Here is a 235-nt window from a genome sequence, read left to right on the forward strand (position 1 = left end):
GCCTAAGTCTTTAACTGTTTTTAAAAAGTGCTCTTTTAACTCATCGCCTACCTGTGGCGTACGTGATAAAAACCATAAGTAATCTTTGTTATAACTCGTTATAAATGCATATTGGTAATCAGCTTGCTCAAGTTCAAAAATAACGTAAGCCCCATAAAATGGACCAAAAAACGATACTTTAAAATGTCCTATGTCAGAATCCCCAACAAATTTTGCAAGGCCTTCAGCATTCTTC

At 35.3% G+C, this 235-nt stretch carries 1 protein-coding gene; it reads right to left on the reverse strand.

The window, feature by feature from the left end:
- The coding region (locus tag AAEY88_RS15525) for a lipocalin family protein (RefSeq protein WP_350563828.1) at window positions 1-235 on the reverse strand (235 nt) is incomplete at both ends.

It is taken from the genome of Psychrobacter sp. CAL346-MNA-CIBAN-0220 (assembly GCF_040309805.1).
Taxonomy (GTDB): domain Bacteria; phylum Pseudomonadota; class Gammaproteobacteria; order Pseudomonadales; family Moraxellaceae; genus Psychrobacter.